27 protein-coding genes are annotated in these 26,595 nt (G+C 67.6%); 8 read left to right on the plus strand and 19 right to left on the minus strand.

Annotation, left to right across the window (positions count from 1 at the left end; translation table 11 throughout):
- Positions 1–10 precede the first annotated feature (10 nt).
- From AC3A56_RS08325 to AC3A56_RS08365, 9 genes are all read right to left on the minus strand, one after another.
- Entirely contained in the window at positions 11–916 is a 906-nt protein-coding gene (locus AC3A56_RS08325) for a hypothetical protein (protein WP_487769999.1), read from the minus strand.
- A 246-nt stretch (positions 917–1,162) separates the two neighbouring features.
- On the minus strand, positions 1,163–2,020 hold the full coding sequence (locus AC3A56_RS08330) for an EamA family transporter (RefSeq protein ID WP_487770000.1): 858 nt from the start codon (positions 2,018–2,020) through the stop codon (positions 1,163–1,165).
- A gap of 70 nt (positions 2,021–2,090) precedes the next feature.
- Positions 2,091–2,855: a sulfite exporter TauE/SafE family protein gene (locus tag AC3A56_RS08335; protein WP_056717691.1), complete on the minus strand. Its 765-nt coding sequence runs from the start codon at positions 2,853–2,855 to the stop codon at positions 2,091–2,093.
- Between the two features lie 36 nt (positions 2,856–2,891).
- Positions 2,892–3,242: an ArsR/SmtB family transcription factor gene (locus AC3A56_RS08340; RefSeq protein WP_487770001.1), complete on the minus strand. Its 351-nt coding sequence runs from the start codon at positions 3,240–3,242 to the stop codon at positions 2,892–2,894.
- Positions 3,242–3,658 carry a protein tyrosine phosphatase family protein gene (locus AC3A56_RS08345; RefSeq protein ID WP_056717660.1) on the minus strand — a complete coding sequence of 139 codons (417 nt, stop codon included), beginning with the start codon at positions 3,656–3,658 and terminating at the stop codon, positions 3,242–3,244. The genes AC3A56_RS08340 and AC3A56_RS08345 overlap by 1 nt, the downstream gene beginning before the upstream one ends.
- Positions 3,659–3,691: 33 nt before the next feature.
- The gene (locus AC3A56_RS08350; RefSeq protein ID WP_487770002.1) at positions 3,692–4,558 is read right to left on the minus strand and encodes an MBL fold metallo-hydrolase; all 867 of its coding nucleotides are present in this window, start codon (positions 4,556–4,558) and stop codon (positions 3,692–3,694) included.
- 11 nt (positions 4,559–4,569) lie between these two features.
- Positions 4,570–4,986: a DUF6691 family protein gene (locus tag AC3A56_RS08355; protein ID WP_487770003.1), complete on the minus strand. Its 417-nt coding sequence runs from the start codon at positions 4,984–4,986 to the stop codon at positions 4,570–4,572.
- A gap of 1 nt (position 4,987) precedes the next feature.
- On the minus strand, positions 4,988–5,410 hold the full coding sequence (locus AC3A56_RS08360) for a YeeE/YedE family protein (protein ID WP_056763134.1): 423 nt from the start codon (positions 5,408–5,410) through the stop codon (positions 4,988–4,990).
- Between the two features lie 127 nt (positions 5,411–5,537).
- A complete protein-coding gene (locus AC3A56_RS08365; RefSeq protein WP_487770004.1) occupies positions 5,538–7,451 on the minus strand; it encodes a winged helix-turn-helix domain-containing protein in 1,914 nt (637 codons plus the stop codon).
- Between the two features lie 222 nt (positions 7,452–7,673).
- Here AC3A56_RS08365 and AC3A56_RS08370 point away from each other — a divergent pair, with 222 nt between their 5' ends.
- Complete coding sequence (locus AC3A56_RS08370) at positions 7,674–8,204, plus strand: hypothetical protein (RefSeq protein WP_487770005.1); 531 nt, start codon at positions 7,674–7,676, stop codon at positions 8,202–8,204.
- A 197-nt stretch (positions 8,205–8,401) separates the two neighbouring features.
- Here the strand turns inward: AC3A56_RS08370 and AC3A56_RS08375 are convergent, their stop codons facing one another.
- The 7 genes from AC3A56_RS08375 to AC3A56_RS08405 form a co-directional block, all read right to left on the minus strand.
- Positions 8,402–9,229 (minus strand): hypothetical protein, encoded by an 828-nt coding sequence (locus AC3A56_RS08375; protein ID WP_487770006.1) that lies wholly within the window; start codon positions 9,227–9,229, stop codon positions 8,402–8,404.
- 89 nt (positions 9,230–9,318) lie between these two features.
- Positions 9,319–11,328: a M3 family metallopeptidase gene (locus tag AC3A56_RS08380; protein WP_487770007.1), complete on the minus strand. Its 2,010-nt coding sequence runs from the start codon at positions 11,326–11,328 to the stop codon at positions 9,319–9,321.
- Between the two features lie 118 nt (positions 11,329–11,446).
- Positions 11,447–12,379 (minus strand): c-type cytochrome, encoded by a 933-nt coding sequence (locus tag AC3A56_RS08385; protein ID WP_487770008.1) that lies wholly within the window; start codon positions 12,377–12,379, stop codon positions 11,447–11,449.
- Positions 12,376–13,038 (minus strand): c-type cytochrome, encoded by a 663-nt coding sequence (locus AC3A56_RS08390; protein ID WP_487770009.1) that lies wholly within the window; start codon positions 13,036–13,038, stop codon positions 12,376–12,378. Before AC3A56_RS08390 ends, AC3A56_RS08385 begins: the two co-directional genes overlap by 4 nt.
- Before the next feature lie 10 nt (positions 13,039–13,048).
- Positions 13,049–13,984 carry a substrate-binding domain-containing protein gene (locus AC3A56_RS08395; protein WP_487770010.1) on the minus strand — a complete coding sequence of 312 codons (936 nt, stop codon included), beginning with the start codon at positions 13,982–13,984 and terminating at the stop codon, positions 13,049–13,051.
- Between the two features lie 24 nt (positions 13,985–14,008).
- The gene (locus AC3A56_RS08400; protein ID WP_487770011.1) at positions 14,009–14,554 is read right to left on the minus strand and encodes a DsrE family protein; all 546 of its coding nucleotides are present in this window, start codon (positions 14,552–14,554) and stop codon (positions 14,009–14,011) included.
- A gap of 142 nt (positions 14,555–14,696) precedes the next feature.
- Positions 14,697–15,494 carry an AraC family transcriptional regulator gene (locus AC3A56_RS08405; RefSeq protein ID WP_487770036.1) on the minus strand — a complete coding sequence of 266 codons (798 nt, stop codon included), beginning with the start codon at positions 15,492–15,494 and terminating at the stop codon, positions 14,697–14,699.
- Positions 15,495–15,645: 151 nt separating this feature from the next.
- Here AC3A56_RS08405 and AC3A56_RS08410 point away from each other — a divergent pair, with 151 nt between their 5' ends.
- From AC3A56_RS08410 to AC3A56_RS08430, 5 genes are all read left to right on the plus strand, one after another.
- Positions 15,646–15,915 carry a hypothetical protein gene (locus AC3A56_RS08410; protein ID WP_487770012.1) on the plus strand — a complete coding sequence of 90 codons (270 nt, stop codon included), beginning with the start codon at positions 15,646–15,648 and terminating at the stop codon, positions 15,913–15,915.
- A 137-nt stretch (positions 15,916–16,052) separates the two neighbouring features.
- Positions 16,053–16,466 (plus strand): MarR family transcriptional regulator, encoded by a 414-nt coding sequence (locus AC3A56_RS08415; protein ID WP_235577688.1) that lies wholly within the window; start codon positions 16,053–16,055, stop codon positions 16,464–16,466.
- Between the two features lie 40 nt (positions 16,467–16,506).
- Positions 16,507–17,973 (plus strand): efflux transporter outer membrane subunit, encoded by a 1,467-nt coding sequence (locus AC3A56_RS08420; RefSeq protein WP_056763115.1) that lies wholly within the window; start codon positions 16,507–16,509, stop codon positions 17,971–17,973.
- A gap of 9 nt (positions 17,974–17,982) precedes the next feature.
- On the plus strand, positions 17,983–19,182 hold the full coding sequence (locus AC3A56_RS08425; protein ID WP_487770013.1) for an EmrA/EmrK family multidrug efflux transporter periplasmic adaptor subunit: 1,200 nt from the start codon (positions 17,983–17,985) through the stop codon (positions 19,180–19,182).
- A 143-nt stretch (positions 19,183–19,325) separates the two neighbouring features.
- On the plus strand, positions 19,326–20,852 hold the full coding sequence (locus AC3A56_RS08430) for a DHA2 family efflux MFS transporter permease subunit (protein WP_056717672.1): 1,527 nt from the start codon (positions 19,326–19,328) through the stop codon (positions 20,850–20,852).
- Positions 20,853–20,918: 66 nt separating this feature from the next.
- Here AC3A56_RS08430 and AC3A56_RS08435 read toward each other — a convergent pair whose 3' ends face one another.
- The 3 genes from AC3A56_RS08435 to AC3A56_RS08445 form a co-directional block, all read right to left on the minus strand.
- Entirely contained in the window at positions 20,919–21,446 is a 528-nt protein-coding gene (locus AC3A56_RS08435) for an acyloxyacyl hydrolase (protein WP_487770014.1), read from the minus strand.
- Positions 21,447–21,623: 177 nt separating this feature from the next.
- Entirely contained in the window at positions 21,624–23,087 is a 1,464-nt protein-coding gene (locus tag AC3A56_RS08440) for a M16 family metallopeptidase (RefSeq protein ID WP_487770015.1), read from the minus strand.
- Positions 23,088–23,095: 8 nt separating this feature from the next.
- Complete coding sequence (locus AC3A56_RS08445; RefSeq protein WP_487770016.1) at positions 23,096–24,490, minus strand: M16 family metallopeptidase; 1,395 nt, start codon at positions 24,488–24,490, stop codon at positions 23,096–23,098.
- Between the two features lie 149 nt (positions 24,491–24,639).
- On the opposite strand from AC3A56_RS08445, the gene AC3A56_RS08450 reads away from it, so the two are divergent.
- Positions 24,640–25,227: a DUF2239 family protein gene (locus AC3A56_RS08450; RefSeq protein ID WP_056717676.1), complete on the plus strand. Its 588-nt coding sequence runs from the start codon at positions 24,640–24,642 to the stop codon at positions 25,225–25,227.
- Positions 25,228–25,287: 60 nt separating this feature from the next.
- A complete protein-coding gene (locus AC3A56_RS08455; RefSeq protein ID WP_487770017.1) occupies positions 25,288–26,580 on the plus strand; it encodes an MFS transporter in 1,293 nt (430 codons plus the stop codon).
- Positions 26,581–26,595 lie beyond the last annotated feature (15 nt).

Raw genomic sequence — 26,595 nt, forward strand, 5'->3', positions numbered from 1 at the left:
AGGCCGACAGTTAGAACCCGGCGATGAACGCGGGGTCACGAATCACGAAGTTCAGCGAGTAGCCTTTGCCTCTTGGCCAATCGTCTCGAAGCAGCTCTATTTTGTAGCTGCCGACCATCCATGTCCCGACCGTAGATGTCTTTAACGCCGCCTCCATCTGCTTATCCAAATTTCTATGCAGTGCGGCTTTGAAAAGGTCACTTGCTGCGGACCGGAAGGCGGCGTTCGCTTTGTCCAACGTACCCACGTCGTTAACATTAAGCAGGAGATTTACCCGTTTAACCGTCTTTGAAGTGCCACGGCCATACATTGAAATGTTGTTCGCCAAACCATTGCCAGTCGCGGGACCCAACTGAAAATAGGTAGTGCCACAAGAGTAGTCGTCCACAGTGTCATCCCACATCGGAGTGTAGTCGCCTCCTTTGGTGAACATTGTGTTTGAAGAAAGGAAGTGGCAAGCCGCGACTGGCTCAAAGCCCGGGCCGTTACTAGTGGCGGCAACAAACGACGGCGGCGGCAGCTCTTTCGGCTTTTTCATCGCGTCGTTCAACCGAACATTTTCGTTGACGGAAATACTCTGCGATTGTTGCTGAGTCGGCGCAGACAGTTTGGCCGCCTGCTCGAACTTCTTGGGTGCTGTGATAGCCACAGTCGCCGCAGGAACAGGAGCCGAAGTATTACTACTGTTCTGCAGTGCGTAATTGATCCCGGATACAACAATAATGAAGAGAATGACGAGCGCGACTACTTTGCTCGCCTTCGTCTGCTCTGCAGGATTTTTTGTCGCCGAAGTTGATGAAAATGATGTGCGCTTTGGAATTGTGGGAGCGGATGCTATGGGTCTCCCACACTTGAGGCAAGCTGGCGCGGCATCGCTTACTTCTGACTGACAGTCGGGACATTTGATTAGCGCCATCTGTTTCTACTTCCCGTAGCCATAAGGCAATCTGAGGGTGATCTTGTTCACCACATCCCTACTCGTACTTCTGAGCTACCGTAGCGCAGCGCGGTCCGAAGTGCTTGCCGGTGGCTTCACTGAACAAACGCGGCCGGCAAGGAGCGGCGGAAACTCCAAGAGCAGGTCGTGTTCTACCACATCGGCTCGCGCCAACTTTCCATCAGACGGCGGGCGGTTCGCCTGATCCAGTCCAGCGGAATGAACTCACCCCCGCGCCAGCACCCCGATCGCCACCGCCGCCAGCGCCACGCCAGCCAGGTTGAGCCGACTCAAGCGCTCCCGGAACAGCACCAGTCCAACCACCGCACCCAGCGCCACCACGCCGATATTCATGCTCGCGAAGACCAGCGCCGGATGCTGCGGCAGGGCGCGGTGGCCGCGCAGGTAGAACAGGATGTTGCCGAAGTTGGCCAGGCCCAGCAGCAGTCCGGCGACGGCGCTGCGAGCGGTGAAGCGGGTGCCGCCGCGGACGCGGCGCCACAGCTGCATCGCGAACGCGACCACCAGCGCCAGCGCGAACATCGCCTGCAGCGAAGTGCCCAGCGCCACGCCGGCGATGGCCACGCGCTTGAACAGGATGTCGATCACGCCGAAGCCGGCGAACACCAGCAGCGGATACAGCCAGCCGGCGACGCCCTGGTTCGTCGGTGCGTGCCCGCTGCGCCAGACCATGCACAGCACGGCGAGCAGGCCCAACGCGATGCCGCCCAGCTTGAACGCGGAGAGTTGTTCGCCGAACAGCACGAACGCGGCCAGCAGGGACAGCAGCAGCGACAAGCGCTGCGCCGCGTCGCTGCGCACGATGCCGGCGTGGCGCACCGCGGCGGCCAAGGCGAGGAAGATGGTCGGCAGCAGGATGCCCAGCGCGACCAGCGCCAGCCACGGCACGCCCGGTGCGCGCAGGCTGACCGGCGCGGGTTGCAGCAGCAGCGCGGTGAGCACGCTGGCCACCAGGTAGTTCCAGGCGATCGCCTGGCCCACGTCGAGCCGGAATCGGCGCGCCAGTTTCAGCAACACCGACACCAGCACGCTGCACAGCACGCTCAGCAACACGAAAATCATCGGGGAATTCCAGCGCGACCAGGGCGCATTGTGCCGCAGCACCGGCCAAAGTCATCGGTGCGGTCGGGCATCAGCCGCGCAGGCTCTTCACCAGCATCAGGATCGCCACCGCGATGATCGCCAGCGCGAAGATGATGTTCAGCGCGCCGCGCGTCTTCGCCAGCCGCTTCGCACCCATCGCGCCCAGCCAGCCACCGACGATGCCGCCGCCGATGAACTCGGCCGCCACCGGCCAGTCGACCAGGCCGGAGATCGCGTAGTTGGTCGCCGCGGTGAGGCCGAACGAGCCGACCGCGAACAGCGAGGTGCCGATCGCGTAGATGATCTCCATGCCGCTGGCGAACATCAGCCCGGGCACGATCAGGAAGCCGCCGCCGATGCCGAAGAAGCCGGCCAGGCTGCCGGTGCCCAGGCCCACCGCACCCAGTCGCGGATACATGCCCGGCAGCGGATAGCGATCCACGCCGCCGCGCCGCCCGCGCAGCATGAAGCCGGCCACCACCATCATCAGCAGCGCGAACAGCACCAGCAGGTGCTGGCCGTTGATCGCCTTGCCGATGCTGGAGCCGATGAAGGCGCCGAGCACGCCGGTGGCGGCGAAGGTAAAGGCCACCTTCCAGCGCACGTGGCCGGCACGCGCATGGGGGATCAGGTTGGCGAACGCATTGAACGACACCGCCAGCGCACTGGTGCCGATCGCCAGGTGCGGGTCGTGCACGCCGACCACGTACAGCAGCAGCGGCACCGCCAGGATCGAGCCGCCACCGCCGATCAGGGCCAGCGAGAAACCCACGGCCGAACCGCAGGCGATCGCCAGCAGGGCCTGCATGGTCAGCAGATGCGTCATCGCGGTTTCCATGCAGGTGGAAGGTCAGTCGTCGACACAGAACTGCCTGAACAAGGTGGTCATCAGCGCCTGCACGCGCGGGTCGCTGATGCGGTAATGGATCGTCTGCGCTTCGCGCCGGCCGCTGACCACGCCGTCGCGACGCAACAGCGACAGGTGCTGGGACACGGTGGCCTGGGCCAGCCCCAGCGCCTGCGCCAGCTCGCCGACCGAGCGTTCGCCCTGCACCAGCTCGCACAGCAGCATCAGCCGGTTGTGGCTGGCCATCGCCTTCAGCACCGCGACCGCCTCGTCGGCGTGGCGATGCAGCTGCGCCGGCAGGGCCGGCGCGGCGACGTGCCGCGCCCGAGGCTTGCGCCGGGTGACGGTGGCCATCAGCGACGGCTCATTTCCAGCCAGCCGCGCAGGATCGACAAGTCGTAACCGGCCGCCTCGGTGGTGGCCAGGATGTTGTCGACGGTGTCGTCGGACGACAGCGCCCACAGCGCGCTGCAGCGCGTGCCGCTGCGGCAGAACGCCAGCACCGGCCCGGGCAGTTGCGCCAGCGCCTCGCTGAAGCTGCGCACCTGGTCATCGTTGACCTTGCCCGACACCACCGGGATATGCCGCCATTCGAGGCCCGCCGCGAGTGCCGCCGCTTCCAGCCCGGCGTTGTCCGGCTGGCCCGGCTCTTCGCCGTCGGGCCGGTTGTTGACGACGCTGCGAAAGCCCTGCGCGACGATCGCCGGCATGTCCGCCGCGGCGATCTGCGGGGCGACGCTGAGCTGCTCGGTGAGTTGACGGGGTTGCATGGGTTTCCCTCCAGGGTGAAGCCGCGCCGGCGATCAGATCGCATCCAGCGGAATTTTCAGATAGCGCACGCCATTGTCCTCGGCCGGCGGCAGGTGGCCGGCGCGCATGTTCACCTGTACCGCGGGCAACAGCAACTGCGGCACTTTCAGGGTGGCGTCGCGGGCGCGGCGCATGGCCACGAAGGCCGCCTCATCGATGCCGTCGCGCACGTGGACGTTGCCCGTGCGCTGCGCGGCCACGGTGGTTTCGCAGACGAACCCGTCCCGTCCCGGCACCTGGTAGTCGTGGCACAGGAACAGCCGCGTCGCGTCCGGCAGCGCGAAGATCCTGCGGATCGAGCGGTACAGCGTGGCCGCGTCGCCACCGGGGAAGTCACAGCGGGCGGTGCCGTAGTCGGGCATGAACAAGGTGTCGCCGACGAAGGCGGCGTCGCCGATCACATGCACCATGCACGCCGGCGTGTGGCCGGGCGTGTGCAGCGCCTGCGCATCGATGCCGCCCAGCAGGTAGCGCTCGCCGTCGGCGAACAGGTGATCGAACTGGCTGCCGTCACGGGCGAAGCCGGCGCCGGCATTGAACAGCGTGGCGAAGGTCGCTTGCACCTCGCGGATGTGCTCGCCGATGGCAAGTCGGCCACCCAGCCGCTCGCGCACGTACGGCGCCGCGGACAGGTGATCGGCATGGGCATGCGTCTCGATGAGCCATTCGACGTCGAGCCGCTGCGCCTGCACGAAGGCGATCACCGCGTCGGCCGACGCATGGCCGGTGCGCCCGGACGTCGCGTCGTAGTCGAGCACCACGTCGAACACCGCCGCCTTCATCGTGGCCGGGTCCCACGCCACGTGGCTGAAGGTGTTGCTCGGTTCGTGGAAGAACGACTTCACTTCGGGACGTTGCATGACGTGCTCCCTCAACGCCGGGCCGCCGGCAACCGCGATGCCAGCCACCAGCCAACGACCATGCTTGCCACCAGCGCCAGCAGGGACGGATCGGTCGCGCCCAGCGAGGCCAGCGCAGGACCGGGACAGTATCCCGCGATGCCCCAGCCGATGCCGAACAGCGCCGCGCCGCCTACCAGCCGCATATCGAACCGCCGCGAGGTGGGCAGCTGGAAGGCGTCCGCCAGCAGCGGACGCGCACGCCGCAGCACCAGCCGGTAGCCGATCGCCGTGGTCAGCACCGCACCGGCCATCACGAACGCCAGGCGTGGGTCCCACTGGCCGAAGATGTCGAGGAAACCCAGCACCACCGCCGGCTGGGTCATGCCGCCGAGGCTCAGGCCCAGTCCGAACAGCAGGCCGGCCAGCAGGCCGAGTAGCAGCTTCATGTCACAGCCCTCCGGGCAGGTGGCGGACCACGTAGACCGTGGCGATGCCGAAGACCATGAAGACCGCGGTGGCCAGCAGGGAACGGGGCGACAGGCGCGCGATGCCGCAGACGCCGTGGCCGCTGGTGCAGCCGCTGCCGATGCCCGTGCCGAAGCCCACCAGCAGGCCGGCCAGCAGCATCCACGGCAAACCTGTTTGCGGCGCGCCGATGCCGCTGTCGCCGCGAATCAGCCAGAGCAGCCATGGCGCGATGACCAGGCCCGCCACGAAGGCGATCCGCCAGCCGCGATCGCCGACGCCGCGACGGATCAGGCTGCCGGCAATCCCGCTGATGCCGGCGATCCGCCCCAGCGCCGCCATCAGCAGCACGGCAGCCACACCGATCAGGACGCCGCCAAGGACGGAAAGCAGGTAGGGATGCATAATGGTTGTTTCGTATATTCTAATTAATGAATTTATATATCATGCCATCGCCGGCTACCGCAATGGCAGACCGCATCATCCCGTTCGTCCGGATGACGGCCTGCCTGAAGCTTCACGCGATGGCGAGTTACCCGTGGCCTTCCCGGGCCAGGTGCATCTTTCGCAGCAGCGCGACGAAGCGCGGGTCGGCGCGCAACGCATCCCAGCGGCGATCCACCCGGAGGAAGGTCATCCGCACGTCGTGCGCGGCATAGCCGCGTTCGAGCCAGTCGAGCGCGTGCGCGTTGTCGCCCAGGCCGCAATAGATCGTGGCGATGCTGGTGGGCGGCAGGTACGCCTGCTGCGCGCGCTGCAGCAGGTCATCGAGCACGGCCTGCGCCTGCGCTGTGCGGCCAGCGCGGGCCAGCGCGAAGCCGAGCATCGAGACCGCCTGCTGGCTGCCGCCGGACAGTTTGCTGGCCGCGGCGAAGTCGTCGACCGCCGCGGCGTAGCGCCTTGCGTTGCTGTCGAGCCAGCCGAGCACGAGATGGGCGATCCAGAAGTCCGGGTGCGCACGGCGCACCCCTTCGGCCTGCATGCGCGCCTCGTCCGGGCGGCCGGCATAGGCCACGAAACTGGCCTCCAGTGCGACGTACAGCGGCGAGGTCGGATCCAGTTCGCGCGCGCGCTGGCTCTCGTGCAATGCCTCGTCGTTGCGACCGAGGTTGGACAGCAACGCCGCGTAGCCGAAATGCAGGTCGGCGAAGTTCGGCTGCAGTGCGATCCCGCGCCGGAAAGCGGCTTCCGCCGCAGCCCAGTCCCAGTCGTACCAGAAGTGGACGAAACCGAGCGGCACATACGCTTCGGCCAACGTGTCATCGATTTTCAGCGCGTGCAGCGCGGCGGCCCTGGCCAGCGGCAGCACGATCTGCGGGTCGGCGTCGCTGATGATCGCCTGGCGCCGATAGCCTTCGGCCAACCCCACGTAGGCCAGCGCGTAGTTGGGGTCGATCTTCAACGCGCGCTGGAAGGCCTCGATGCTGCGGACCAGTTCCGGCGGCGTGGCGTTCTGCAGGTGCAGGCGCCCTTCGAGATACAGCTGATAGGCGGCGACGTTGCTGGTATAGTTCTGCTGCATGCGCAGGCGTTCGTCGCGATCAAGCTTGAGCGACAGCGCCGTGGCCACTTTCTGCGTGATCGCGTCCTGCATCGCGAAGACGTCGTCGAAATTTTCGTCGAAGCTGCCCGTCCACAACGCCGCGCCACCGGGAATCGCCAGCAGCCGCGCATTCACCCGCACCCGATCGCCGCGCCGCTGCACATAACCTTCCAGCACCGAATTGACGCCCAGCGCCTGCCCGGCGGCGATCGCATCGTGGCCTGCGCCGGCATACCGACGCACCGCATCCAGCGAGCGCACCACCACGTGCGGATTGGTGCTCAGCTTGGTGATCAGGGTGTCGGCCATGCCCAGTTCCAGCACCGCATCGTGGGCATCTGCCGGCAGCGGTTTGAATGGCAGCACCGCGAGGCTGGGAACCGGCACCGGCGCGGCGGTGCGCGCGTGCCAGAACCAGCCTGCCGCGATGACGATCGCCAGCAGGGCCAGCACGTCGACGATGCCGATGCGGCGTGACGAACGTCCGGGGGCTGGCGGCACGGGCAACACGTCTTCCTGCGCGGGCACTCCTTGCGCCGGAACCGGCGCGGCGCCCGCCGGCTCCGGGTCGGCCATCCGCCGCACCGGCTCGACGAAACGATAGCCCTGCCCCGGCTCGGTGAGGATGAAGCGATGGTCGCCCGCGCTCGCTCCCAGCACGCGGCGCAGCGCGGAGATGTTCTGCGTGAGGTTGTTCTCCTCGACGATCCGGTTCGGCCAGATCGCCGTCATCAGCGCCTCCTTGCCGAGCACCTTGCCGCCGTTCTCCACCAGCAGCAGCAAGGTATCGAACACCTTGGGCGTCAGCGGGACCGGCGTGCCGTCGTCGCGGCACAACTGCCGCGCGGCGACGTCGATGCGGAAATCGCCGAAGGCGTAATCAGGCTGTCGCGGCTCGCTCACGTCACCTCCCGACCGGGGATCGCGTACCTAGCACCGGCTGTCGAACGAACCACCCGGCCGTCAGGCCGCCTGGCGAGCGGGCTTCAGAAGAATTCAGCAATCTTCAGCCGGTTTGCCAACGACTTTCAGCGGGACACGGGGCGAGTGTACGCGTCGCCCGGCGACCTGCGCGACAGCGTCGCTGCGAGGGCATCCAGACCCGATGATTCCGAGGTGACCGAGATGAAACACGTGATGATGAAATCCGCACTGATGCTTGCCTTCACGGCCGCGCCGCTGCTGGCGCCGGCCCAGTCGATACCGCTGGACAAGGCGGTCGGACCGGCGGATGTCGCGGCGGCTGCCCTGCTCCCCTCGCAGCGGATCGAGGGCTTGTGGGACGAGCAGGTGGAGCAGGTCGACTGCCACAGCGGCGCACCGCTGCATCCGATCGGGCGCGGCACCAACCTGTTCCTGCATGGTGGCGCCCTCGTCGCCACCAACAATGCGCCGCCCACCGTGATGGGCATGACGCTCGGCCAGTGGCGCCATGCCGGCGGCAACCGGTTCCGCGCGCGGATGCGCCTCAACCTGTTCCAGCCGCCGCTGGAAACCTTCACCGGCTTTCGCGTGATGACCCGGGACATCACCTTGTCGAATCATGGCAACAGCCTCACCGGCACGGTCTCGGTGCAGGACTATTTCCCGGAGGGTGCGCCGCAGGGCGCGCCGTTCTGCGCCCGCGAAAGCGGCACGCGGATCGCGTCGCCGTAAGTGCAGCAAGCAGGCGCGGCGCGGGGATTCGTTCCGGCGCCGCGCATGCACCGGGCACGGACCGGCCGGGATTCGGGATGACCGATGCCCTGCGCCGGTGTTCCGGTTTCGTACCACGATCAAACGAAAAGGCCTGGCTAACCAGGCCTTTCCCTCGTTTCAACGGCGCGACTCCGGCCGCCCGGCGAGCAACCGGTTTACTCCTTTGTGGAGTTCCAGGTTTGGGTGCTTCCGGAATCCATCGAGTGATTGGCGGTCTTCATGCTCTTGCCGTCCGCCGAGATGGTCATGGTGCTGGTGAGCCGTGGCTTGCCATCCATGAAATAGGTTTCGCGCAAGGCGTTCTTGCCGATGCGCTTCACGGACACCGTGCCACTCTGCTTGCCATTCTGCATGAACGGCACCGCCTTGCCGCCGATCACGCCGGCGTACGAGCCGCCGTTGCCGCTGTTGTAATCGACCTTGTTGCCATCGACCTTGTAGGTGTCGGTCCTGGCAGGCCCGCTTACGTCGGCCAGGTGGTCGAACCGCCACGAACCGGCCACGGCATTCGATCCGGCGGATGCCTTGCCCACCCGGTGGAACATCGCTTTCGAGGTGGATTCGGATCCATCGCGGTTCGAGGTGGACATGGCCGTGGCGGTCGTGCCGTCCGCGGCTACCGTGAAGGTCGAGGTGGCCAGCGTCTTGCCACCCATCCTGGTCGTGCGCTGGACCGTGTGGTCGTCGATCACCTTGACCGCGATGCTGTCGAAATTGGGATGACCGCTGACCGTGTGGTCCTCGCCATCGGCCTTGATGCTGATGGGGGGCGTGGTGTTGTCGGTGAACATGCCATCCTTGAGCGTCATGATCACCGGCTTGCCGCCGGTCTCGTGCATCGAGCTGGCATCCGTTTTCCACGTGCCATTGAATGCGTCTTGCGCAAACACGCACGCAGGGACCAGCAGCGCGAGCGCGAAGCTCGCGATGAGCAGCTTTTTCATTGATTCCTCCAGAAGGGGCCCGAATCCCGGCACAGGCACTGTGGCCCTGCGGTGCCTCGTTGCAGGCTGCGCGCGATGACGTAAATCTCGGGTTAAGCGAATACGCCGTCGTCCGCCGCGTCCCGCGCCTACTTCTGCAACATCTGCCGGAACGCCGCCGTGCTCATCGGTCGTCCCAGGAAATGCTCGATCAGATCTTCGGCGCTTTCCGAGCCACCGGGGTCGAGCACGGCCTTGCGGTAGGCCATCGCCACCTGCGGGTTGCGCATGCCTGCGGCCTTGAAGCGGGTGAACAGGTCCAGCGCGATCGCCTTGGACCAGACGTAGGTGTAGTAGAACGCGCCGTAGTCTTCCAGGGCGCCAAACGCCGCGTAGACGTGCGCGCCATCGGGCGTGGGCACCGGCCCGTACGGGTCGTAGAGCTTGAGCCACATCGGCTCCAGATCGAAGCCGGCGGGCTGGTCGTGGAAGCCCAGCGACACGTTGGCCAAGCCGAGCTGGCGGCGCCAGTAGCTCGCTTCGCCGAAGTGACGGGCGGCATTCATCTTGGCCACCAGCGCCGCTGGAATCGGTTCGCCCTTGGCGTTGGTCGCAAATCGCCGCAAGGTGTCGGCGTTCCAGATCCACTCCTCCAGCAACTGCGAAGGCGCCTCGATGAAGTCCCATTGCAGGGTCATCATGCTTTGCGAGACGTACTGCTGGTGGCCCGAATACAGCACGTGCAGCAGGTGGCCGAACTCGTGCAGGAAGGTCTTGACGCCGGCATGGTCCATCGGCCCGGTGGCCGGCAGATTGCAGACCAGACCCGCCAGCGGGATCTGCCCGTTGGCCAGGCCCATCCGCACCGCGGCGGTTTTCGCATGCTGGAATTTCCCCGCACGCGGATGCATGTCGAGGAAGAACCGGCCGACCAGCTTGCCGTGGTCATACAGCTCATAGCCCTCGACATCGCTCGACCAGAAGTGCGCACCTTTCCATGGCCGGATGTCGGCACCGAACAGGTCATGCATCAGCGCGAACACGCCGTCACGGGTCTTCGCATAGGTGAAGTACTGCCGCACCTGCGCCTCGTCGAATCCGTAGTCACGCTTCTTCACGATGTTGGTGAGGTAGCTGACGTTCCATGCCTGCAAGGTGGATTCGCCGGGGATCAGCCGCTGCTGCTCGGCCAGCAGGGTCGCGTTGTCGCGTTTTGAACCGTCGATCGCGGCGGCCGCGATGCTGTCGAGGAAGGCTTTCACGTGCTGCGGCGTGCCGACCATCTTGTCGGCCGTGTCCAGCGCGGCGAAGCTGCGGTAGCCCAGCAGGTGGGCCAGCTCGGCGCGCCTGGCCAGCAGGGTTTTCAGCGTGGCCTCGTTGGCGGGCCAGGCGCGGTTGGCGAAGCGCAGGTACATCTGCTTGCGCACCGACGCCTTGTCGGCGAATTCGATCAGCGGATTGGCGTCCAGCGCCACCGTGCGGATATGGATCAGGCCATCGGCGGCCGGTTTGTGCGCGTCGATGTAGTCCTGCGGCATGCCGGCCAGGTCGTCCACCGACGCCAGCGTGACCTCGCTCTTGTCCTCGGCAAGGTTGCGCTGGAACGCCAGGCCGGCGTCGGTGATCTGCTGTTTCAGCGCCGCGACCTTGGCGCGGGTCGCCGCATCCTTGTCCACGCCGGCCAGGCGGTAATTGCGCAGGATCTTTTCCAGCGCGTAAGCCACCGATGGCTCCAGCCCCGTTGAAGGAATCGCCGCCAGCCGGTCGTAGATCGGTCGGGACAGCGACACGCCGGCCACCTTCTCGGCCAGCTTGCTGGCGCAGGCCCGGGCGGCGTCGCGGATTGCCTGGTCCGGATTTGTGGAATCGACCAGGTCCAGTTCCAGGCCGCCCATCATCAGCACGTTGCTCAGCTCGTCGTAGGCCTGGAAGTCCTGCGCCATGCTGGCCGGGCCGGTGCGTGCTTCCAGTGCCGCGCGCAGCGAATCATCGAGCTGCAACGAAGTGGCGCAACGTTGATGGACGGCAGCGACCGAAGCGGGGGCCAGCAAGGGACTCTGCAGGAACGACGCGACCTGCTGCGGCGTGGTGGCCGCCTGTGCCGCAACGGCGCAGCCAAACAGGCCCGCGGCGAAAATCACCGAAACCATCAACCGCATCTGCATGTCCCCGCTGGATGGTGACCCGCGCCCTTGCGGCGAGTGTCCACGGCAGCCTCACCGTTGGCGAACTCTACTCTTGGCGCACGCCCGCTGGATACCGCGGGCTCGCGGGAACTCAGTGCCTGCCCGTCGGCGCCCCAAGCAGATGTCCCTGCACCTCGGTGCCGTACAGCGACATCGGCGTGTCATGGTACTTCTTGCGCGTCTCGCCGACGCTGCCGTCGAAGCGCGGGTCCTGCGGACGCTCGTGCGCGTCCATGTACATCGCGACGTCCCATGCGTCCTGGTCGCTCAGCGTGTTGCCGCGACTGAACGGCATGTTCGCCTTGATGAAGGCGGCGGCGTTGTCCAGCTGGTGCATGCCGGCGCCCCAGTTGAACGACTGCGGCCCCCACAGCGGCGGAAACACGTTGCGCCCGGCAACCTGCTGGCCCTGGCCGTCGTCGCCGTGGCAGAGCGCGCAGTTGTTCTTGAACACGGTTTCGCCACGCGCGTAGTCCGGTGGTTGCGGCGGCTTGAAGCCAGCCTTCGGATAGCCCGCGCCAGGCAACTTCTTCCCCACCGGTGCGCCGGTGGCCATCCACCAGGCGTAGGTTTCCAGCGCCACCATCTCGGCACTGTCCAGCGGCGGCGCCTTGCCGTTCATGCTGAAGCGGAAACAGCCCTGCAGGCGTTCGCCGAAAGTGTTCACCTTGCCGTTCTTCTTGCGGTACTGCGGGTACACGCCATAGGCGCCCCACAGCGGCGCCGAGTTCGCCTGGCGACCGGCATCGAGATGGCAGTTGCTGCAGCTCAGCCCGTTGCCGACATACGCCTTCGCGTGCGTGGGCGTGTCGGTGAAGATGTCGCGCCCCTGGCGGATCACGTCGCCCAGCGGCCCGGCGGGAATCGCCGACTCAGCCGGCGGCGAGAACGTCGTCGACGCGGGCGCGGCGGTCACCGCTTTCGGCACCGAGGCGGCGGTCGCCGGAGCAGGCGCGGGCGCCGGCTTCTGAGTGCAAGCGGTCAGGACACAGACGAACGCGAAACCTGCAAGCACGAACTTCATGGCACAGCCTCCGCAGCCGGAACGGGTTGGGCCGCGAACCATGCCGCCACCGCCTCGATGTCCTGCGCGCTGAGGGCCGCGGACAGATGCTGCATCAGTTGCAGCGGATCGTTGTGTCGCGTGCCTTGCTGCCAGGCTTTCAACTGGGCCTCGATGTAGCTGGCTGGCTGGCCGGCCAGCGGCGGAAAGTTTGCACCCACGCCGCTGCCGCCCGGGCCGTGGCATTGCACACAGCCGGGCACGCCGCGGCTCCAGTCGCCCCGCGTGGCGAGCAGCGCACCGGCGCTGTCGGGCGCGGGCAGCGCCGTCGCCGGTTTCGCCGCCAGCGGCAGCTGGCTGTAGTACGTCGCCATCGCGTGGCGTTCGTCTTCGCTCAGCGCGGCCGCCGTCGGTTGCATCACCGGGTTGCTGCGCGCGCCGCTGACGAAGTCGTCCAGCTGCTTCTGCAGGTACGCGGCATCCAGACCCGCCAGTCGCGGATTGCCCGCGGCGGCCTGGCCGGCGCCGTCCGCGCCATGGCAGGCCATGCACGGCGCGGCGCCCCGCCCGTTGCCCGCGTTGGCGATGGCGGCGGCATCGACGGCCAGCGCAGCAGGCGGCATGCCGATGCCGGCCAGCGCGACGATCCCGAACAAACGACGTATGGCCGGCCGGAGCATGGCGTGCACCTCAGTGGGCGGGAAGGAAGCCGTACTTGCGATACACCGCGGCCGCGGCGGGGCTCTGCATGAAGGCCATGAAGTCCTTCGCCGCCTGCTCGTGCGGCGCGTTCCTCATGCGCGCCGCGGTATACGTGGCGACCGCGTTCTGCGCCTCGGGAATGGCCACGGTTTCCACCGGGTGATGCAGGATCTGCTGTTGGAAATACGCCTCGGTCGACCACACCGGCGCCGCGTCCGATGCGCCCTGCAGCACGCGCAGCGGCGACTGGCGATGATGGATGCGGGTGAGGAAGGTGGTGCCGTCGGCCACCTTGGCCTGCATGATGGTGTGGTCGAGCGCCTCGCCACCGGCCTTGCGGTAGCTCGCCTCGATCTGCTTCGCGATGCCTTCCCAGGCCGGGTTCGGCATGCTGACCCGCACGTCGCCGCGACCCAGGTCGGCCAGCCCCGTGATGTGTTTCGGGTTGCCCCGGGCGACCAGGATCGCCAGCGGATTGCGCGCGTAGTCATGCGTCTCGGCAAACCAGCCGTGCTCTTTCTGCCGGTCGGCGATGGCGCCCTTGCCGGCCGTATAGACGTCCGGACGGTGAGTGATGCGCAGGTTGCCCATGACCAGCGAGCCGCTCTCGATCTGCTTGGCCAGGATGCCCGGCGGCAGGGTTTCCACGAAGATCCGCTGGTAGGCGGGATGCGCCTGCCGGAATGCATCCATCAGGTCGTGCACCACCATGAACTGGTTGCCGGCGAAGAACACCACCAGCTGCGGATCGACGATGTCGCCGTGCAGGTCGGCGATCGCGTCGAACGGCGGCACGCTGAACTGCAGGCCGGCCGGCGGCGGATTCCACGGCGGCAGGTAGTCGGGTTGGTCGGCGGCGCTGGCGGCAACGCTCAGCACGCATGCGGCGGCGGCCAGCAACAGCCGGGGAATCGGATGGCGCATGACGATCTGCTCCTGCGGATGGATTTACTGCGGGCTCAACGCGTAACCCTGCTGCTGCAGGTCGATCACCGTGGTCAGCCCGGACAGCGCCACGGTGACCTGCGGATCGACCCAGTCGTACTGGAAGTCGTGTTCGGCCACGGCCTGGGCGCACACGGCGACATCCACCCCGGCCTTGCGCAGCTGGGCGATCAGCGGCAGGTTGGGATTGGCCACGCCGTATTTCTTGCGGTATTGCGCGTCGTTCAACACGATCGGCGTGGCTGGCCCGGCCGCGATCGCCACGAATTTCAGGTGCGACAGCGGCACGCCGGCGTTGACGTAGAGGTTCACCGCCCGCGCCACGTGATCCAGCGACGGACTCACCGTGGTCGGCTTGTCGCCGGCCTTGCCCAGGCTGAACACGACCTTGTAGGTGGCCTGGCGATCGGGCTGGTAGGCCGCCTGCGGCATCGGATGAATCCGGCCGGCGCCGTGGATGGTCGGGGTCTGCCAGAAGTCGTTGCCGGCAACGGCGCCGGTGGAAAACAGGGCCAGCGCAAGCAATGCGGGCACGAACGAACGGATCATGATGACCTCGCTGACTTTCCGGCAGCGCGAAATGGCGCCGGGTCATGCTATGCCCGCACCGCTTCGTCGACCAAGGACGGATTTGTGATCAGGCCGATAAGCCGGGCTTATCGGTGCCCGCCAGGCCCATCACATGAGCCCATCACACCGGTGCGGAGCGCTGGGCGAAGTAGCGCGCCGGCGGCCGCCCGAACTGGCGCCGGAACATGGCCACGAAGGCGCTGACGCTGACGTAGCCCAGCGCATCGGCGACCTCGCCCACCTGTTCGCCGGCGGCCAGGCGTTCCAGCGCCCGGCTGAGCCGGGCCTGCTGTCGCCACTGGGCGAAGCTGCAGCCGGTTTCGCTGCGAAAGAGCCGGCTCAGGCTGCGCGCAGAGAGCCCGGCCCAGTCGGCCCATGCCTCCAGGCTGCGGTTGTCATGCGGCTCGGCCAGCAGCTTGCGCGAGATGCGCAGCAGGCGCCGGTCATCCGGCATCGGCAGGTGCAGCGGATGATCGGCGATCCGCGCGCGGCGCATCTCGTCCATCAGCACGTCCATGATGCGTTGCTGCCCCTCGTCCAGCCGATCGCTGTCGGCCCAGGCGGAAGCGCGATGCACCAGTGCCCGCATCAGCTCGTTGGCGCCCAGCACGCTGGGCTCGTCCGGCATGCCGACGGCGGCCTGTGGCGCCACGAACACGCCCCAGCCGTGGGTGCTCTGGATCACGCTGACGGTGTGTTCCTCGCCCGGCGGCATCCAGCCCACCCGATGTGGCGTCAGCGTCCACAAGCCGAGCCGGGTGCGAACGCACACCAGGCCGCTTTCCACGTACATGAACTGGCCGCGCAGGTGGCTGTGCCACACGCTCTCCCGTTCCGGTGCCAGGTCGTTCACGACAAAGGCGATCAGGCCCGGGCCGTCCGCCCGCTCGATGCGCAGAAATTGTTCCTGGTGTCCCATTGGCGGGTTCTCGACACTTTTTGACTTATTCACGTTATCAGGCCAGGCGGGCAGAAAACTACACTGGGTCGACCCATCCAGCACGTCCCTCTGGCGCTCTGTCCATTCCCTGCCGGCAGAAACGTCTTCCATCTGATCCCGGAGGAAACCGATGCCCGTGAATACCCCCACCTTGCTGCGAACCCGGCCCACGCTCGACGCCAACGAGGCCTGCGTCACCTTCGTCGCCGCGGCGCAGTTGATGCTCGATCCCGCCACTCCCGAAACCCTGCGCCGCGAAGTCGAACCGCGGCTGCTGGCCCAGTTGCCCACCTTGCGGGCGCTGGGCGTGTTCGACCTGTTCGAATTGCGCGACCCCGCCTTGCGCGCCTGGCTGGCCGACGAGCTGGCGGAACTGGGCGGGGGCGGCGTTCGAACGTAATTTGCCTGCGCAAGCATCAACACAGACATATTTGCCTTGACAACTATAGTTTTGGCAATAGAATGCGCGGCATGAAGACCGAAGCTCCGCTTTTGCACTCGCCCCCCAGCGACCCGGCACACCCGCCGAGCCTGGGCATGTTGCTGAACATGGTGCGCTCCGAAATCGTGCGTGCGGTCGAGGCGGAGCTGGCCAAGCAGGATCTGGACCTGAGCTTCACCCAGTTCCTGATCCTGAAGAAGGCACATCAGCTGGGTGCGGTGTCGGCCACCGAGCTGGCCCGTGCGGTGGAGCTCGACGGTGGCGCCATGACGCGCCAGCTCGACCAGCTCGAACGCAAGGGCCTGCTGCGCCGCACGCCGCACGCACAGGATCGCCGCGCCCTGCGCATCGAGCTGACCAGCGCCGGCAACGCGGTCTGGCAGAACTCCGCCTCGCTGTGCAGCGAGCGGGTGATGACGGCGGCGCAGCGCTCGATGACGTCGACCGAACAGGCCCGGTTGCATGACTACCTGGGGCGCGTGCTGAGCGCGCTTCGCGACAAGAACTGATCCCTCCCCCAATCTCCCTCTCTTCCCCGGACTTCCACCCATGCGTCTGCACTTACTGGCGGCTGCGACCGCCCTGACCCTGGCATTGGCCGGCTGCGCCAGCAGCGGTGGCCTGCAGCCGGATGGCACGCCGATCGATGCCGCCTCGCTGAAAGCCGAGCGCAGCCTCGCGCGGCTGGACCTGACGCCGGCCGCGTGGCCCGCGCAGGACTGGTGGCACGCGCTGGGCGACAGCCAGCTGGACGCGCTGATCGATGAGGCGCTGCACGACAATCCCGGCCTTGGCGTGGCCGACGCGCGCGCCCGCGCAGCCCAGGCCGAGGCCGGCCGTGCCGACGCGGCGCGCAAGCCCAGCATCAACGCCGGCGCCAGCGTGTCCGGCGCACGCATCCCCACCACGGTGATGCCGGCGGATTCCGGCGGCGGCCATTTCGCGCTGGCCAAGTACGCCGACGTGAGCTTCAAGTGGGGCATCGACCTGTGGGGTGGCAAGCGTGCCGCGTGGGAAGCCGCGCTGGGTTCCGCCCGCGCCGCCGAGATCGACGCCCGCGCCGCGCGCATCGAGCTGTCCGGCAACGTGGCGCGCGCGTATGCGCAGCTCGGTTATGCATTCACCCAGCAGGACCTGGCCCGGGGCGAGCTGGAACGCGCCAGCCAGGCCCGCACGCTGACCAGCCAGCGGGTCGCCGCCGGCATCGACAACCAGATCGCGCTGAAGCAGTCCGATGGCGAAGTGGCCGTGGCGCAGCAGGACGCCGCACTGGCCGATCGCGCGGTGGACGCCGCCCGTTCGTCGCTGTCGGTGCTGCTGGGCAAGGGTCCGGATCGCGGCCTGCAGATCGGTCGCCCGCACCTGCTCACCCCGGCCCAGCTCGCGGTGCCCGACAACCTGCCGCTGGACCTGCTCGGCCACCGTGCCGATCTGGTCGCCGCGCGCTGGCGTGTCGAAGCGGCCGGCAAGGACATCAAGGCCGCAAAGACCGAGTTCCTGCCCAACATCAGCCTGGGCGCGATGGCCGGCGTGATCACGCTGGGTGGCGGCAATCCGTTCACCCTGCCCGCGCGCTTCTACCAGTTCGGCCCGACGCTGAGCCTGCCGATCTTCGACGGCGGCCGCCTGCGCGCCAACCTTTCCGGCAAGGATGCGCAGTACGACCTGGCCGTGGCGCAGTACAACCAGACCCTGGTCGGCGCACTGAACGAAGTGGCCGACGAACTCTCCGCCGCGCATGCCGTGCAACTGCAGCTGGACGCGCAGCGGCGGGCGCAGACCGCGGCGCGGCAGGCCTGGCAACTGGCCGAGCAGCGTTACAAGGCCGGCATCGGCAGCTATCTCGAAGCGCTCGTGGTGCGTCAGCAATTGCTGACGGCCAACCGCGGCGTGGCCGCGCTGGAAGCGCAGCAGGTCGACCTTTCCGTACAGCTGATCGAGGCGCTCGGCGGTGGCTTCCAGCCGCAGGCCGACGCGCCCGCCTCTTCCTCTTCTTCCCCCATCTCACGTTCCTGAGGCAGCCCCATGTCCAGCCCGACCTCCACTCCGGCCGATAGCACGGCCGCCACGACTCCCGCCGCCCCGAAGAAGAATCCGCGCGGCTTCATGCTGCGCCTGCTCGGCCTGGTGGTGCTGCTCGGCATCATCGCCTGGGCCTTGTGGTACTTCCTCGACGGCCGCTGGTACGAAGGCACCGACGATGCCTACGTCAACGGCAACGTGGTGCAGATCACCCCGCAGGTGCCCGGCACCGTGGTCAGCATCGGCGCCGACGACGGCGACCTGGTGCACGCCGGCGACGTGCTGGTGCAGCTCGATCCCAGCGACGCCGACGTGGCGCTGGCCGAGGCGAAGGCCAACCTGGCCAACACCGTGCGCAAGGTGCGCGGCCTGTATTCCAGCGTCAACGGCGCCCAGGCCGACGTGGCCGCGCGCAAGACCGCGGTCGACAAGGCCCGCGCCGACTACAAGCGCCGCGTGGCGCTGGCCAAGTCCGGGGCGATCTCGGCCGAGGAACTGGCGCACGCCAGCGACGCGCTGACCACCGCGGAGAGCGCGTTGATCACTTCGCAACAGCAGTACCAGACCAGCAAGGTGCTGGTCGACGACACCGTGGTCGCCTCGCACCCGGACGTGCAGGTTGCCGCAGCCAGGTTACGGGCGGCCTATCTGGACGACGCCCGCGCCAGCCTGGTGGCGCCGGTGGACGGCTATGTGGCCAAACGCTCGGTGCAGGTCGGCCAGCGCGTGCTGCCCGGCGCCGCGCTGATGGCCGTGGTGCCGCTGCACGGCGTGTGGGTGGATGCGAACTTCAAGGAAACCCAGCTGACGAAAATGCGCATCGGCCAGCCGGTGGAGATCGAGTCGGACGTCTACGGCGGCTCGGTGAAATACAAGGGCAAGGTGCAGAGCCTGGGTGTCGGCACCGGCAGCGCGTTCTCGCTGCTGCCCGCGCAGAACGCCACCGGCAACTGGATCAAGATCGTGCAGCGCATTCCCGTGCGCGTGGTGTTCGACGATCCGGCGATGCTGGAAAAGCACCCGCTGCGGCTGGGCATGTCGGTGACGGTGGACGTGAGCCTGCACGACCAGAACGGCCCGACCCTGGCCCAGAAGTCGCCCACCCAGCCGGCCTTCAGCACCGACGTCTACAAGCAGCAGTTGGTCACCGCGGACGCGACGATCAACCAGATCATCCACGCCAACATGGCCGGCAACAAATGAAGCCCCCTCCCCTGCTCGCAGGGGAGGGTTGGGGTGGGGTTGGCTCTTGATCTTGAGGGAAGGTCAAGAGCGTTACCCCCTCCCAACCTCCCCCTGCTCGCAGGGGGAGGAGCAAGCAAAAGCCCCATCACTGACCGACGCCGATGACCACCCAATTCCGTCCACCCAATCTGGCACTGAGCACGATCGGTCTGTCGCTGGCGACCTTCATGCAGGTGCTGGACACCACGATCGCCAACGTGTCGTTGCCGACGATCGCCGGCAACCTCGGCGTCAGCAACAACCAGAGCACCTGGGTGATCACCTCGTTCGCGGTGAGCATGGCGATCTCGCTGCCGTTGACCGGCTTCCTCACCCGCCGCTTCGGCGAGGTGCGGCTGTTCACCGCCTGCACGCTGCTGTTCGCGCTGACCTCGTTCCTGTGCGGGGTCTCGCAGAGCATGGGCATGCTGATCCTGTTCCGCGCGCTGCAGGGCGCGGTGGCCGGGCCGATGTATCCGATCACGCAGAGCCTGCTGATTGGCATCTACCCGCCGGCCAAGCGCGGCATGGCGCTGGCGCTGCTGGCGATGGTCACGGTGGTGGCGCCGATCGCCGGCCCGATCCTGGGCGGCCTGATCACCGACAACTATTCGTGGCCGTGGATCTTCTTCATCAACGTGCCGATCGGCATCTTCGCCAGCATGGTGGTGGCCAGCCAGCTGCGCGGCAAGGTCGAGAAGACCGAGCGTCCGAAGATCGACTACGTCGGCCTGATCACCCTGATCATCGGCGTGGGCGCGTTGCAGATCGTGCTGGACAAAGGCAATGACGAGGACTGGTTCAACTCCACCTTCATCATCGTCACCAGCATCGTCTCGGCGATCAGCATCGCGATCTTCCTGATCTGGGAACTGACCGACAAGGACCCGATCGTCGACCTCAAGCTGTTCCGGCACCGCAACTTTACCGCGGGCACCATCGCGCTGATCCTGGCCTACGCCGCGTTCTTCTCGATCGGCCTGCTGGTGCCGCTGTGGCTGCAGCGCAACCTGGGCTACACCTCGACCTGGGCCGGCTACGCCACTGCGCCGCTGGGCGTCATCCCGGTGCTGCTAACCTTCTTCGTGGGCAAGTACGCCACCAAGGTCGACCTGCGGCTGCTGGCCTCGGTGGCGTTCGTGGTGATGGGCATGACCTGCTTCATGCGCTCGGACTTCTTCATCGGCATCGACTTCTACCACGTGGCGATGGTGCAGCTGTGGCAGGGTCTCGGCGTGGCGCTGTTCTTCATGCCGATCCTGACCATCCTGCTGTCGGACCTGCAGCAGAACGAGATCGCCTCGGGATCGGGGCTGGCCACCTTCCTGCGCACGCTAGGCGGCAGCTTCTCGGCCTCGATCACCACCTTGCTGTGGGAGCGCCGCGCGGTCAGCCACCACGAGCAGCTGGCCGAACACATCACCGCCTACGACCCCACCTCACAGGCAGCCATCAGCCAGCTCGGCCACGGCGACGCGCAAGGCGCCAGCAGCCTGATCAACAACATGATCACCCAGCAGGGCTACCAGATCTCGTTCAACGAGGTGTTCCACGCGCTGGGCTGGATCTTCCTGGGACTGGTGCTGGTGATCTGGCTGGCCAAGCCGCCGTTCGGCGCCAAGGCCGGCCCGGCCGCCGGCGGCCACTGAGCGGGTCGCCCGCGCAACCGGCAACAGCACGACGGCCCCGAACGGGGCCGTCGTGTTTCAGCTGATTCAGATATCGAAGGCCACGCCGACCAAGGCCATCGTTTCACCGCGGTTCGGGCCGCTCAGGCTGCCGTTGGAGACATGGCGGATCGCCAGGGTGAAGTGTTTCGCCTGCCAACCCAGCGTGCTGACGAACTGGTAGTGGCTGGACAGCGCCTGGGTGGTGTGATTGGTGGCGGCCACCTGAAAGCTGGCGAACAGGGGCTGGTACCAGTCGCCGGCGTCACCGCGGTGGACGCGCACGCCGCCGGCCAGCAGCGCCACCGACGGGCGCGTGGTGTAGGGGCTGTAGTCGTAGCGGTGCACGTCGCGGCCGCCGATCCAGCCCAGCGACACGTCGGGCGACCAGCTGTAGCGGGTGCCGCCGAGCGGATGCGCCGGGAACACCGCCTCGACGAAGGCGGCATTGCTGCCGTAGCTGTCCATGTAGCTGCGCCCGCCCTGGATCTCGATGCGGGTGGCGGCCGTGGCGGGTATGGCGGCGGCGATCAGGCCGAGGGCGATGGCGTGACGAGCAAGGGTACGCAGAGACATGTGGGGTTCCGGGGAGGGGAAGTTAATTAATGTACCTCACAGTTTACCAAACGTCGCAGGCTTCCGACTCGTCCTTTTGAATGATCTCGGCAACACGGTGTTTCGCCAGACATGAAAAACCCCGGCACGATGGCCGGGTCGGGTGAACGCCGGGTTGAGACGGCTATGTCGAGACGGCTATTTCGCGGCGGAGCCGGCTTGCAGGGTCGGGCTGTCCAGATCCAGCGCGGTCGACTCCAGCAGCACGGCCTGCGGGTGCGTCTTGCGGATGTCCGCGGCGAATTTCGAGGCGTCGCCCACCACCACCACGGTGCCGGCGTCGGCGGTGAGGTACTTGTCGGCGTACTTCTCGATCTGCTTCGGGGTCACCGCCTGCACCTGGGCGATGTACTTGCCGATCTCGTCCAGCGGCACGCCGTAGACGGCCAGGTCACCGACTTCGCTGGCCAGCCCGGCGGTGGTTTCCAGGCTGCGGCCGTAGCTGCCGATCAGGGTGGCCTTGCGCGCGGCCAGTTCGTCGGCGGAAACCCGCGTGCCGCCGAGCCGCTTGAACTCGCCCAGCATCAGCTCGACCACCTGGGGCGCGGACGGGTTCTTGGTCTGCGCCGAGGCCAGCCACATGCCGGCGTCGTGCAGCGGCATCAGGCGGCTGTTGGCGCCGTAGGACAGGCCGCGCTTGATGCGGATCTCCTCGTTGAGCCGTGCCGAGTACGAACCGCCAAGCACCGCATTGGCCACCGTGCCCACGTAATAGCCTTGATCGGCCCGCGACGGCGCCGGATGCGCGGCGACCACGCCGGCCTGGCCGGCGCCGTGCTGGTCGATCAGCAGCACCGCGGGAAGCCGGCCGGCGTGGCGGCCGGTCGGTCGCGCCGGCAGCGGCGTGGCCGGCCTGGCCCAGTCGCCGAAGCTGGCCTGCGCCAGTTGCTGAGCCTGCGCCGGCGTGATGTCACCGGTGAGGATCAGCATCGCGTTGTCCGGGCGATAAAGCGCCGCGTGCAACTGCTGCACGCTGGTCCGCGTGATGCGCGGGATCGAGCTGGGCGTGCCGCTGCGCGAATGCCCGTAGGCGCCATCGCCGAACACGCCGCGGCTGGCCGCGAACGAGGCCAGCGTGGTGGGCTGGCTCAGCATCAGGTGCAGGTCATCCAGCGCCTGTGTCTTAGAGCGCTTCAGCTCGGCCTCGCTGAAGTCTGGCTGGCGCACCACCTCGGAAAGCAGCTGCAGCGCCTGCGGCACTTTCGGCGTGGTCACGGTGATGCCCACCGCGCTTTCGTCCCAGCCGGCGCTGGCGCCGAGCGAGCCGCCCAGCGCCTCCGCCGCCGCGGCAATCTGCGGTGCGGTCTTGCCCGCGGCGCCCTTGGTCAGCAGGTTGGCGGTGAGGTCGGCCAGCCCGGCCAGGGTCGGCGGGTCCATCTCGCCGCCGTTGCGCACCACCAGTTGCGCGGTGACCAGCGGCAGGCCGGCGCGGCGCACGCTGATCACCTGCAGGCCGTTGGCCAGCGTCTGCGACGACGGCGTGGGCACGCTCAGCGTGGGTGCCGGACCCGGTGCCGGCGGCGTGGCCGGGAAGTCGGCAGCGAGCAGGTTGCCGCTAGCAATCAGCGCAGCGGCCAGCACGGTCAGGCGGAGAGGCTTCATCGGACGGCTCATTTCACTGCTCCCTGTGCGGCGGCCGGCTTGGCTGCGGCAGCCTGCGGCAGGTAGTCGATGGTGACGCTGTGCGCGCCGGTGACGTATTTCTGCAGCACCCGGTGCACGTCTTTCTCGCTGACCTTCTGCAAGGCATCCAGGTCGGTGTTGACGCGCTCCACGTTGCCGTCGATCAGGCTGGCCTGGCCCAGGGCGAAGGCCAGGCCCTGGGCGGTCTGGCGCTGTTTCAGCGCGGACGTGAGCAACTGGGTCTTCACCTTGTCCAGCTCGGCGCCGGGAATCGGCTGGGTCGCCAGCCAGATGATCTCTTCATGCAGCAGCTTGGCCGCCTCGGCCGGCTGATGACCGCTGGCGAGGATCGCGTAGGCGGTGAACAGGCCCGGGCCGACGCGGCTGTCGGCATCGGCGCCCGCTTCCTGGGCAACCTGGTGGCGATACACCAGCGACTGGTACAGGCGCGAGGATTCGCCCTGCGACAGCAGCGCCGCGGCCACCTTCAGGGCCGTGCTGTCGGCGCTGTCGGACGCCGGCGGAATCAGCCAGGTGATCGCCACGCCGGGCAGCGGCGCGGTCTCGCTGGTGATGGTGTAGTGCTGGTCCTTCTTGCGCGCGGGTTCCTTCGCGGTGACCTGCGGAATCGGCGTGGCCGGTTTCGCGATCCCGTCGAAATACTGGTCGACCCAGGCATCGAGCTGCTTCGGGTCGAAGTCGCCGGCGACGATCAGGGTGGCGTTGTCGGGGCGATAGAAGGTGCCGTGGAAGTCGATCACGTTCTGCAGCGAGGCCGCTTCCAGGTCCTCGATGCTGCCGATGGTCGGGCGCTGGTACGGGTGCACCGTGTACGACTTCGGATCGATCGCGTTGAACAGCTTGCCGTAGGGATTGGCCAGCACGCTCTGGCGGTATTCCTCTTCCACCACGGCACGCTCGGACTTGAAGTTCTTCTCGTCCACGTTGAGGTTGGACAGCCGTTCCGCCTCGGCCCACAGCAGGGTCTGCAGGTGGTTGCTGGGCACGATCTCGAAATAGTTGGTGACGTCGTCACCGGTGGAGGCGTTGTTGGCGCCGCCCACGTCCTCGGTCAGCCGGTCGAACTGCTCGGCGTGCATGTGCTTCGTGCTCTTGAACATCAGGTGCTCGAACAGGTGCGCGAAACCGGAGCGCCCCTGCGGGTCGTCCTTCGAGCCGACGTGGTACCACATCTGCACCGCCACGTTGGGGCTGGCGTGATCCTCCACGCTGAGCACCTGCAAGCCGTTCGGCAAGGTGCGCTGGTGGTAGGCGATCGGCGGCACGGCGAGTTCCGCGGCCGCTGCCGGCAGGGGAATCGCGGTGGCGGCAAGTACACCGAGTGAAACCAGCAAGCTGGCCCTGCGCAGACGCTTGGTCATCCGTAGTCCTTTCGGGTGGAAAGCCCCAACCATACAAGGCGCACGCGGGGGCGGGAATGCCTGGCCACACCCCACATTTTTACCCGGGCAGTATTGACAATGGATTTGACCCGTATAGAATCCGCCGGACGAATTTACCCGGACAAAACATGTCGCCGACCACCTCATGCATCGCCTTCGACGGCCCGCAACGGATCGCCCAGGGCGCGCTGGCCGATGTCGCCCGCGCCGCGAAACAGCGCCTGGACGCGGGTGCCACCGGGCCGCTGCTGGTGTTCGACGAGCGCGACAGCCGGCCGATCGAGATCGACTTGCGCGGCAGCGTCGACGACGTGCTGGCCCGCCTGCCGTCCGCCACGCCCGCCGAACCGGCCAGCCGCGGCCCGGGTCGCCCGAAGCTGGGCGTGGTGCCGCGCGAAGTCACCCTGCTGCCGCGGCACTGGGACTGGCTGGGCCAGCAACCCGGCGGCGCCTCGGCGGTGCTGCGGCGACTGGTCGAGCATTCCATCCGCCAGGGTGGCGCGAAGGAACGCGCACGCCAGGCGATCGAATCGGTCGACCGCTTCATGCGCGTGATGGCCGGCGACGAACCGGGTTACGAGGAAGCCTCGCGCGCCTTCTACCGCGGCGACCGCGAGCGCTTCGGCGCGCTGATCGCCGCGTGGCCGGCGGACGTGAGCGCACACCTGCGACAGCTGGCTGCGATCGCCTGGGACGAGCGCGAAGACGCCGGCTGAGCCGGGCGGCAGCCCATGGCATTTTCATCCCGCTCAGCCACCCGATCTGCGAACCCACTGATGGCCACCGCCCACCGCGACTCCGTTTTCGCCAACCACAACTTCCGCCTGCTGTTCGGCGGCAGCACGATCTCGATGCTGGGCGACCAGTTCACCCTCGTGGCGTTGCCATGGCTGGTGCTGAAACTCACCGGCAACCCCGCCGCGCTGGGCCTGGTACTGGCGGCGATGGCGCTGCCGCGCGCGCTGTTCATGCTGATCGGCGGCGCGGTGGTGGACCGGCTGTCGCCGCGCCGCGTGCTGCTGGCCGCGCGCGGGGTGAATGCGCTGCTGGTGGCGCTGCTGGCCACGCTGGTGCTGCTGGGCGACATCCGCATGTGGCTGGTGTACCTGATCGCGCTGGGCATCGGCCTGTCCACCGCGTTCGCCTACCCGGCCGGCTCGGCAATCCTGCCGCAACTGGTGCGCAAGGATCAGCTGCAACCGGCCAACGCGCTGGTGATGGGCATGCGCCAGCTCAGCATGTTCGTCGGCCCGGCGCTGGCCGGCGTGGTGATCAGCGTAGGCACGCACGGCGCACAGCCGCAGGCAATGCAGGATGCCGAAGGGCTGGGCCTGGCGTTCGCCGTCGACGCGGTCAGCTTCGCCTTTTCGCTGGCATCGCTGCTGTTGATCCGCGTGCACAGCGACTTCGATCCGAAACCCGCCGCGGGCGGCGTGCTGGCCAACGTGGCCAGCGGCGTGCGGATGATCTGGGCCGACCTGCCGCTGCGCGCGTTCATGCTCTACGCGGCGGTGGTCTCGGTGTTCGTCGGCGGCCCGCTGCAGGTGGGCTTGCCGGTGCTGGCCGATACGCGGATGGATCTGGGCGCCGCCTCGCTGGGCATCCTGATGACCGCCAACGGCGGCGGCATGCTGCTAGGCAGTTTCCTGTCCGGCCCGGCCAGCCGCATCGTGCGCGGCCGCCTCGGCCTGATGGTGCTGACCATCGACAGCCTCGCCGGCCTGGCCCTGGCCACGTTGGCGCTGGTGCATGCGACGGTCACCGGCGCGGTGCTGCTGGCCGCCACCGGCGTGCTCGCCGGCATCGCGCAGATTGCCATCGTCAGCTGGATCCAGCGCCGGGTGGCGCCGGAAATGATGGGCCGCGCCATGAGCGTGCTGATGTTCACCTTCCTCGGCCTGGGCCCGATCTCGGCCGCGATCGCCGGCAGCCTGCTCCAGCTGATCTCGCTCACCGACCTGTTCGCCGGCACCGGCCTGCTGCTCACCGCGATCGCCCTGACCTGCATGCGCAGCCCGGCGCTGCGCAGCATCGGGACGGAGCGACCCGCGCCGGTGGCGGCCGGCTGAAGCGGCGGCGTGCTA

Source organism: Rhodanobacter sp. Soil_C_14 (genome assembly GCF_057657335.1).